Origin of the sequence: uncultured Adlercreutzia sp., from assembly GCA_910585575.1 — a bacterium.
Classification (GTDB): Bacteria; Actinomycetota; Coriobacteriia; order Coriobacteriales; family Eggerthellaceae; genus Adlercreutzia.
On the sequence record CAJUFS010000087.1, the window covers coordinates 1 to 8,146 of the forward strand.

Consider the following 8,146-nt stretch of genomic DNA (forward strand, 5'->3'; position numbering starts at 1 on the left):
CTACACTCTTTCCCTACACGACGCTCTTCCGATCTAATTGCGACGGGTCAGACTCTCTCCCATAACTCCCCCTTCAAATCTCTCCCCCGCACGTTGCGGGACTCCTGATAACGTTGTTCCGGAACGTTATCGAGAAGTATAGAGGGCGAAAAAAGACCGTGCACGACAGAGCGTCAATTGGCAAAACTATTTTCATTTACGATGAAGTTATAACTGGCACGTACGGTATCCTGAAGTAGTTTTCCCTGATGAGTTAGGGTGTAGCGACGGCAGCGGCCATCCTGCTCTCCCCCACGGTCCATCGGCTGCATCATATGGGCTACCGCCAATGCCTTGAGGGCCGTCGATGTGCTCGACTGCCGAAGGCCCGCGGCTCGGGACAACTCGCCGACCGTGGCACCACCTTGCGGAGATGCCGCCGCAACACGGCACGCCGCAGGAGAGATCCCCGTCTGCCGCGCCGTGCGCGCCAAGGCGCTCTGAAGCGCCAGCGCCTCGTCCAAGCCATGGGGCAGCAGTGATTTTCGCAGCTCGAAGAGAATGGCATGAGCCTGCACCTCCAAGCGGAAGAGATTGCGCCGCAAGTCCGTCGGATCGATGGACGTCCTCACGAGACCCACCGCCCCCAAACGCTCCACGATCCTGCTCACTGTAGGCGCAGACAAGCCCAGGGCTTCGCCGATGGCGCGGTTGCCAAGACCCTCGCGAACGCTCAGCAGCTGCAGCACAGCCATATGGGAGGGCGTAAAACCACTCGGCGCCACCAAGCGCTCCGTCTCAGACAGAGCCTCGATGGCGCCGATCAAGGTATTCTCGGTATGCAGCGGCCGCGGCAAAAGCTACGCCTGGGCGTAGTAGTCCAAACTGCGCTTCAGATGGCTGACGAAGCGCTCGCCCATGACGGTGAGCTCACGGTTGTCAGCGGTGACGTAGCCCAGATGCAGCTGGACGGAGGTCTTCAGCGGAATGGTGGTCAGCGCGCTGCCGTCGGTGATGCCCACCAGAATGCCGCTCGTGATGGTGTAGCCGTTGATGGCCATGATGAGCTCGGTGAGCGACGCGCGGTCGGTGCAGGCCACCTTCTTGGCGCGCGGCACCTCGGCCAGGGCCTCCTCGTAGAAGGCGATGGGGGCATCTTCGCCCTGAGCGAAGTACACATAGGGGTAGTCGGCCAGCTGCTCGATGGCCAGGGACTTGGCGTTCACCAGCGGGTGGCTTGCCGGCAACGCCACCAGAGGCGCCGAGACGGCCAGCTCGTGGAAGGTGAGGCCGGCCTCAGCCAGGGCGGCATTCAGCGCATCCGCGGTGGCCGACGTCTGCATGACGACACCCAGCTCGGACGTGCCGGACACCACGTCGTCGATGACACCCTGAGTGGTGCGATCGAGCAAGCCGTAGGAATAAGCGTCGCCACCGGCGGCGAGCACAGTGTGGGCGAAGGACTGCACATCGAACAGGTAGTGCTGTCCGGAAATAGCGAAGTCGTAAGCGGTCATAAAGGCATCCCTTTCGAAATGGTTGATACGTTATCTTAGCACGGGAAACAGGGCGGCGGAGCAACGTCGCCCAGCGACGACCCCGCCATGAGACAAGTCAGACGGCTGGCTGTCTCAGAGACAGGCAACCTGCCGACTTGTCTCATTTCGCTTTCCTACTTCGCGCTGTCGCGCTCGTCGATGAAGCGGCTGGCCTTGTGCTCGGAGGAAGTGCCCAGCTTGCCGGCGTCGAACACCAGCACCTTGGCCGGCTTCACGCCGGTGTGGGCCTTCAGGGCTGCCGACACACGGGCCGCCACGGCGTCGAAGGGCTCGTCGGAACCTTGGGCGCGCTCGACGGACACCTCGTAGCGCGTGGAAAAGTTCTCGTCGTACACGCGGATGAGGTACTCGCCGGTGAGGCCCTTCTCGGCGCGCACCACGTATTCCACGTCGGAGGGGAACACGTTCACGGCGCCCACGATGAACATCTCGTCCTTGCGGCCAGTAATGTGGATGCGGCCCAGGGTACGGCCGCAGGAGCACTTCTCGGTGGAGAAGTAGCCGATGTCGCCCGTGCGGAAGCGGATCATGGGACGGGCCTTCTTCATGAGCGTGGTGTACACCAGCTCGCCCACCTGGCCGGGCTCGAGCACCTCGCCCGTGGCCGGATCAACGGTTTCCACGAGAATCTGGTCCTCCACGATGTGCAGGCCGTCCTTCGCCTCGCACATGGCGGCGCAAGCGCCGTAGATGTCGGACAGGCCGAAGAAGTCCACCACCTTCGCATCCCACAAGTCCTCGATGGCCTCACGGGTGGACTGGATGGAGCCGCCCGGCTCGCCGGCCACGATGATGGTGTGAATGGAGAAGTCGGTGCGCGGGTCGAGGCCCTTTTCCTTGATCTTCTCGCCCAGGGTCCACGCATAGGACGGGCTCGTCCAGATGATGGTGGGCTGGTACTGCTGCAGCACGAAAATCAGGCGGTCGGAGGGCACGGCACCCACCCAGATGGCCAGCGCACCCAAACGCTGGGCACCGATAACGTCGGGGCCACCCACGTACAGGGCGAAGTTCAGGCCGTGCACATAGCGGTCGGTGGGACGCATACCGGCCTGCCAGAACAGACGGGCCTCGGTGTCCTGCCACAGATCGAAGTCCTCCTGGGTAAACGGAGACACGGTGGGTACGCCGGTGGAACCGGAGGAGGTGGCCATGAAGATAACATCCTCCTCGGGCACCGAGCACATCTCGCCGAAGAACGAGCCCACGTGCTGGGTCTCGCGCTCGGTCTTCTTGTCGATGAAGGGGAACTTCTGCAGGTCCTCCAGAGTCTTGATGTCCTCGGGCTTCACGCCGGCCTCGTCGAAGGAGCGCTTGTAGTACACCGTGTTGTCGTAGGCGTACTGGACCATCTCCTGCAGGCGCTCGAGCTGCATGGCCTCAAGCTCGGGGCGCGGCATGCACTCGATTTCCGGATCGTAGTACTTCTGGTCGTAGGGGATGTTCTTCTTCGCCATCACTGCTCCTTCGTGTCTCTCGGGCGCCCCGCCGGGCAAGCGTCGGCGCCACGGCGCGCGAACCCACGGCGCGACCGTTTATTTCACGATGCAGTATGAAACCAGAAACGCCCGATCAGGGCAAGGGAAAACGGCATATGGAAACAAGCCCGCCCGCCATCGCGCAAACCGATGGCAGTAAAAGCGGCCCCGACCCGCCGCCGCGCGGACAGCCAGAGATAGCCCCCTTCGCCAAAGGCTAGCTGATTGTTCCCTGAGCAGCCAATACCGCCTGGCTCATCTGGTAAGACAGGATGACGACAAAGGCCAGCACGATGGTGACAATTACCTTCACCGGCGTTTTCCACGTGCAAGCGCTGCGCCACATGAGCACCAAGCCCACGGGCCAAATGACCACCAAGAAGAAGATGATCCAGAAGGTTTGGTTGTACCACTTCGGACCCTCGTCGTCATGGGTTGCAATTTGATTGGCGTTCTCGCGCGTGCGCCCTTGGCCGCGGTGACTCCAGTCACCATAGCTGCGCCCGTTTTCGTCCTTGAAGATACCCATAGGGTGCGCCTCCTTGCACAGCCAACTTCCGCCGAAGCCGCTGTTCGTCTTTGGAAAGATGATCTTCTTGCTTTTGTTTGGCATTCTAGCACGACCTTGTACGACCCCCTGAAGGACCCTGGGCCTGTAACGCATACGTCACGCGAGTCACCATGCGAGCCGCCACGTCCCGCGAGATTCCAAGAGCGGCCGGTTTGGCACCCCCTCGGCTGCGACGGGACGACATAGTCGATTCTCACCTTCATTCCCGTCCTCCCACCCGTCCGGCCCCCTCGTCAAACACAGGAGGCTTGGTTCCCGAAACCGGCACAATCGCCGCAAAGGTTCCAAGATCAGGCGGTTTGATACCCTCGAGACCGCCAAAAGAAGGCAGTCTGGTACCGTGCCTTGACGTTTTCCCAGTTCGGAACAAGTAGCCTCAAGAGGCGAGGGAACCAAAGCAGCCGTTTTTGGCAACTTGGCTTCAGTTCGCGTCAGAATCCAGGGGTTTGGTTCCCTCCCCCTACAATGGAAGGCGGCGGCGCGCCATCACCGCGGCCCAACGCCGCGCATCAACCAAAACGGAGGGACACCATGAATCGGTTCGCAGAAGAAGACACGCGCATCACCCTGGAGCATGCGCATCAAGACCAGCGGGCCGAGGCCATTCCCGTTAGCGATTGGGCAATTATCCCTGATCACTGGTACACCGCCTACGTGCTCTTCAACTTGGAGGCGGCTTTTGACGAAGGCCACGCCATTTTAGCCCTGGGCCCCGTGGGCGGCCCGCTGGAAACCTACTCGTTCTATCGTCAGGGCAACGCCGTGAAAGCGCCGGCCCTCATGGCGCAGCTGGAAAAGCCCGTGCCGTTCTCCGCCATCCAGAAGGCCTCAGGCTGGATTCAGCACGGACAGCCGGGCAATTACTGGAACGAGCACGTGGACGCGGCGTTGGCCCTGGCCATGCCCCAAGGCACCTACGAGCCCATCCGCGCCTTTGCCGACGCCAAAGCAAAGCAGCCGGGCACCTACGATCTTTTCACCTACAACTGCCTGCACTTCGTTGAAGATGCCCTGGCCGCAGGCGACGTGCACATCGACACCCACAGCGGCCGCACACTGCACACCATCATCCCCAAGGACGCCTTCAAAGACGCGCGCACGGTCAGCGGCGACCACGCCCAGCGCTACCAAACTTGGAAGTATTGGTTCCCCTTGGCTCCCGAGCCCCAAAACGGCCTGCGCTCCATCCCCGATGCGCTGTAGGTCGCAGCGCCACGCATCCCCATAAGAAAAGGCGGTTCCGCAGCCGTCGCCGCGAAACCGCCCCAAAGCAACCAGTGGATTGACGCTTCCCTACCCCAGCTTCTTCGCCAGAAGCTCGTTGATGATCTTGGGATTGCCCTGGCCGCGCATGGCCTTCATGCATTGGCCCACGAAGAAACCGATGAGCTTGTCGTTGCCGTCGCGGTAGCGAGCCACCTCATCAGGATTGGCGGCGATAACCTGATCCACCACGGCCTCAATGGCGCCGGTGTCGGACACCTGCTTCATGCCGCGCTCCTCCACAATGGCGTCGGGATCCTTGTCCTCGTCCATGATGGCGGCGAATACCTCCTTCGCCTGCTTCGACGAAATGGTATCGGCGGTAAGCAGCTTCACCAGAGCCAGAGCGCGGGCGGCCGTCAGCGGCGTGTCGGACAGGGCCTCGCCTTCGTGGGCGTTCAGATAGGCCGTCACGTCGTTGATGATGAGGTTGGCCAGCGGCTTGGCGAACTTCGACCCGTCGGCCTCGGCGCCGGCCAAAGCCATGCACTCGTCGAAGAAGTCGGCCGTGGCGCGATGGTCCACCAAGTGACGCGCATCATAGGCCGAAAGCCCGAAGTCGGCGCTGTAGCGGGCCGCCTTCTGATCGGGCAGCTCGGGCAGCTTGGCACGTACGCCCTCGATGAACTCGTCGGACAGATCGTAGGGCGCCAAGTCGGGCTCAGGGAACAGACGGTAGTCGTCGGCCGTCTCCTTCACGCGCATGACAATGGTGCGCTTAGCCGACGGATCCCAGTGACGGGTTTCCTGGTAGATGGTACCGCCCTCTTCCAGCACCTCAGCCTGACGGCAGATCTCGTAGGCCAGGCCGTCGTGAAGATTCTTGAAGGAGTTCATGTTCTTGAGCTCGGTCTTCGTGCCCAGACCCGTGGAACCGCGACGACGCAGCGACACGTTGCCGTCGCAGCGCAGAGAGCCCTCTTCCATGGAGCAGTCGGAAATGCCGATGGCCAGGTAGATCTGGCGCAGCTTCTGCATGAACAGGCGCGCCTCCTCCGGCGTGCGCAAATCCGGTTCGGTGACCAACTCGATAAGCGGCGTGCCAGCGCGGTTGTAGTCCACCAGGGACTGAGTGGCCCCGGCAATGCGCCCCTCGCCGCCACCCAGATGGATCATCTTGCCCGCATCCTCTTCCATATGGATGCGCGTAATGCCCACGTGGGCCACGTAGCCGTCCTCGGTACGGGTAATGTTGCCGTCCGTGTCGCCGGGCTTGAGCGCGTCCAGGCGGTAGCGCTCGTTGGCCCCGCGGCCGTCAACGTCCAGGTCCAGATGGCCGCGCATGCAGAAGGCGATGGGGCCCTGGGTGGTTTGGAAGTTCTTCGCCATATCGGGGTACATGTAGTTCTTGCGGTAGAACATGGAGTGCTTCTCGATATCGCAGTTGGTGGCCAGGCCCGCCAGCACAATGGACTCGATGGCCGCGCGGTTGGGCACCGGCAGCGCGCCGGGCAGACCCAGGCACACCGGGCAGGTGTGGGTGTTCGGGTCGGCGCCGAACTCCAGCTTGCAGCCGCAGAACATCTTGGTTTCCAGGGTGGTCAGCTCCGCGTGGATTTCCAGGCCGATGACGGCCTCCCAGGTTTCGAACACTTCTTCCAGCGTTTTCATTTAGGCACCCGCCTTTCCGTCGGCGAAGCCAGGGGCAACGGGCGCCGCGCCGTACACGGTCTCCAGAGCCGCGGCCGCACGCAGCATGTTCTTGTCCTTGAACGCCGGGGCGATAAGCTGCACGCCCACCGGCAGCCCCGTGTCGGCCCCCAGGCCCACGGGCAGCGACATGCCGCCATTACCCGCAATGTTGATGGAGATGGTGAACATGTCCGACAGGTACATTTCCGTGGGATCGCCGATCTCGCCGAACTTGAAGGCGGTGCGCGGCGCCACGGGCGTCAGGATGCAGTCCACCGACTCGAAGGCGCGCGTGTAATCCTGGGTGATGAGGGTGCGCACCTGCTGAGCCGGGTAGTAGTACTTGTCGTACACGCCCGCAGACAGCAGGTAGCTGCCCAGCATGATGCGGCGGCGCGCCTCGGGACCGAAGCCCTCGTGGCGGCTGGCCTCGTACTGGCTGCCCAGATCCTTATGGCCCGGATCGCAATAGCCGTAGCGCACGGAATCGAAGCGGGCCAGGTTGCTGAAGGCCTCGCAGGGACCCAGCACGTAGTAGGCGCTCATGGCTGCCTGGGCGTGGGGCAGCTCCACTTCCACAATTTCGGCCCCCAGCTTGCGCAGCTGGTCGGCGGCCTCGGCCACCTTGGCCTTCACCTCGGCGGTCAGACCTTCGGCTTCCATGAATGCGGGCACAATGCCGATTTTCATGCCAGCCGCGCCCTCGGCCAGGTTAGCGGTGAAGTCCACATCGCAGGGCTGGCTCGTGCAGTCCAGCTCGTCGCGACCGGACAGCGCATTCAACGTGAGCGCCGCATCCTCCACCGTACGGGCGAAAGGACCCACCTGGTCCAGCGAGCTGCCGAAAGCCACCACGCCGTAGCGGGACACCACGCCGTAGGTGGGCTTCACGGCCACCAGGCCGCAGAAGCTGCCGGGCTGGCGAATAGAGCCGCCGGTGTCGGAGCCCAGGGTAACGGGCACCAAGCCCGCCGCCACGGCCGCCGCGGAGCCACCCGACGAGCCGCCGGGCACGCGCTCCACGTCCCACGGATTGCGGGTGGGGCCGAAGGCGCTCGTCTCCGTGGAGCTGCCAAAGGCGAACTCGTCCATGTTCAGTTTGCCGATGGGCAAAGCGCCGGCGCGCAGGGTGTTCTCCACGCAGGTGGCGGTATAGGGCGACACGTAGTTGCGCAGCATGTTCGACGAGCACGTGGTGTGGGTGCCCGTGAGGTTCATGTTGTCCTTGTAGCCCACCGGAATGCCAGCAAGCGGACCCATCTCGGCCAGACGATCCTCGGCAATGGCCTTATCGATGCGGGCTGCCGCATCCAAGGCCAGCTCCTGAGTGGTTTCCAGGAACGAGTGCACCGTCTCGTCGGCCGCGGCAATGCGCTCGAAGGTGCCGCGGGCCACATCGGCCGCCGAGAACTCCTTGGCCGCCAGGCCGCTCTGGATCTCGCGGATGCTCATTTCTCCGAAGGTGCGTGCCATTAGCGGTCACCCCCCTCGCCCAGGATGGAGGGGATGAGGAAGCTGCCGTCCTCTTGCTTGGGGGCATTCTCCAGCGCTACTTCCTGGGTGAAGCTGCCGCGAATCTTGTCCTCGCGCAGGACGTTGGACAAGTCGCCGATGGGATGGAAGGTGGGCTCGACGCCGTCGAGGTCGAACTCGGTGATGGGCGC

Annotated in this window: 8 protein-coding genes; 1 reads left to right on the top strand and 7 read right to left on the bottom strand. The window is 63.1% G+C overall.

What is annotated here, in order from left to right; translation table 11 throughout:
- Nucleotides 1-173: 173 nt before the first annotated feature.
- The 4 genes from QZ307_RS09930 to QZ307_RS09945 form a co-directional block, all read right to left on the bottom strand.
- The gene (locus QZ307_RS09930; RefSeq protein WP_295999441.1) at nucleotides 174-806 is read right to left on the bottom strand and encodes a MarR family winged helix-turn-helix transcriptional regulator; all 633 of its coding nucleotides are present in this window, start codon (nucleotides 804-806) and stop codon (nucleotides 174-176) included.
- Nucleotides 807-839: 33 nt separating this feature from the next.
- A complete protein-coding gene (locus tag QZ307_RS09935) occupies nucleotides 840-1,496 on the bottom strand; it encodes a LysR substrate-binding domain-containing protein (protein WP_295999443.1) in 657 nt (218 codons plus the stop codon).
- Between the two features lie 155 nt (nucleotides 1,497-1,651).
- Complete coding sequence (locus QZ307_RS09940) at nucleotides 1,652-2,995, bottom strand: AMP-binding protein (RefSeq protein WP_275207428.1); 1,344 nt, start codon at nucleotides 2,993-2,995, stop codon at nucleotides 1,652-1,654.
- 238 nt (nucleotides 2,996-3,233) lie between these two features.
- Nucleotides 3,234-3,545 carry a holotricin-3 gene (locus tag QZ307_RS09945; protein WP_275207425.1) on the bottom strand — a complete coding sequence of 104 codons (312 nt, stop codon included), beginning with the start codon at nucleotides 3,543-3,545 and terminating at the stop codon, nucleotides 3,234-3,236.
- 573 nt (nucleotides 3,546-4,118) lie between these two features.
- Here QZ307_RS09945 and QZ307_RS09950 point away from each other — a divergent pair.
- Complete coding sequence (locus tag QZ307_RS09950) at nucleotides 4,119-4,790, top strand: hypothetical protein (RefSeq protein ID WP_295999448.1); 672 nt, start codon at nucleotides 4,119-4,121, stop codon at nucleotides 4,788-4,790.
- 90 nt (nucleotides 4,791-4,880) lie between these two features.
- Here the strand turns inward: QZ307_RS09950 and gatB are convergent, their stop codons facing one another.
- The 3 genes from gatB to QZ307_RS09965 form a co-directional block, all read right to left on the bottom strand.
- Nucleotides 4,881-6,461, bottom strand: coding sequence for an Asp-tRNA(Asn)/Glu-tRNA(Gln) amidotransferase subunit GatB (gene gatB / locus QZ307_RS09955; RefSeq protein ID WP_295999450.1), 1,581 nt, complete (start codon nucleotides 6,459-6,461; stop codon nucleotides 4,881-4,883).
- The gene (gatA, locus tag QZ307_RS09960; protein WP_295999452.1) at nucleotides 6,462-7,955 is read right to left on the bottom strand and encodes an Asp-tRNA(Asn)/Glu-tRNA(Gln) amidotransferase subunit GatA; all 1,494 of its coding nucleotides are present in this window, start codon (nucleotides 7,953-7,955) and stop codon (nucleotides 6,462-6,464) included.
- Nucleotides 7,955-8,146 (bottom strand): Asp-tRNA(Asn)/Glu-tRNA(Gln) amidotransferase subunit GatC (locus tag QZ307_RS09965; RefSeq protein ID WP_295999454.1); only part of this gene is annotated, 192 nt, incomplete at its 5' end. The genes gatA and QZ307_RS09965, both read right to left, overlap by 1 nt.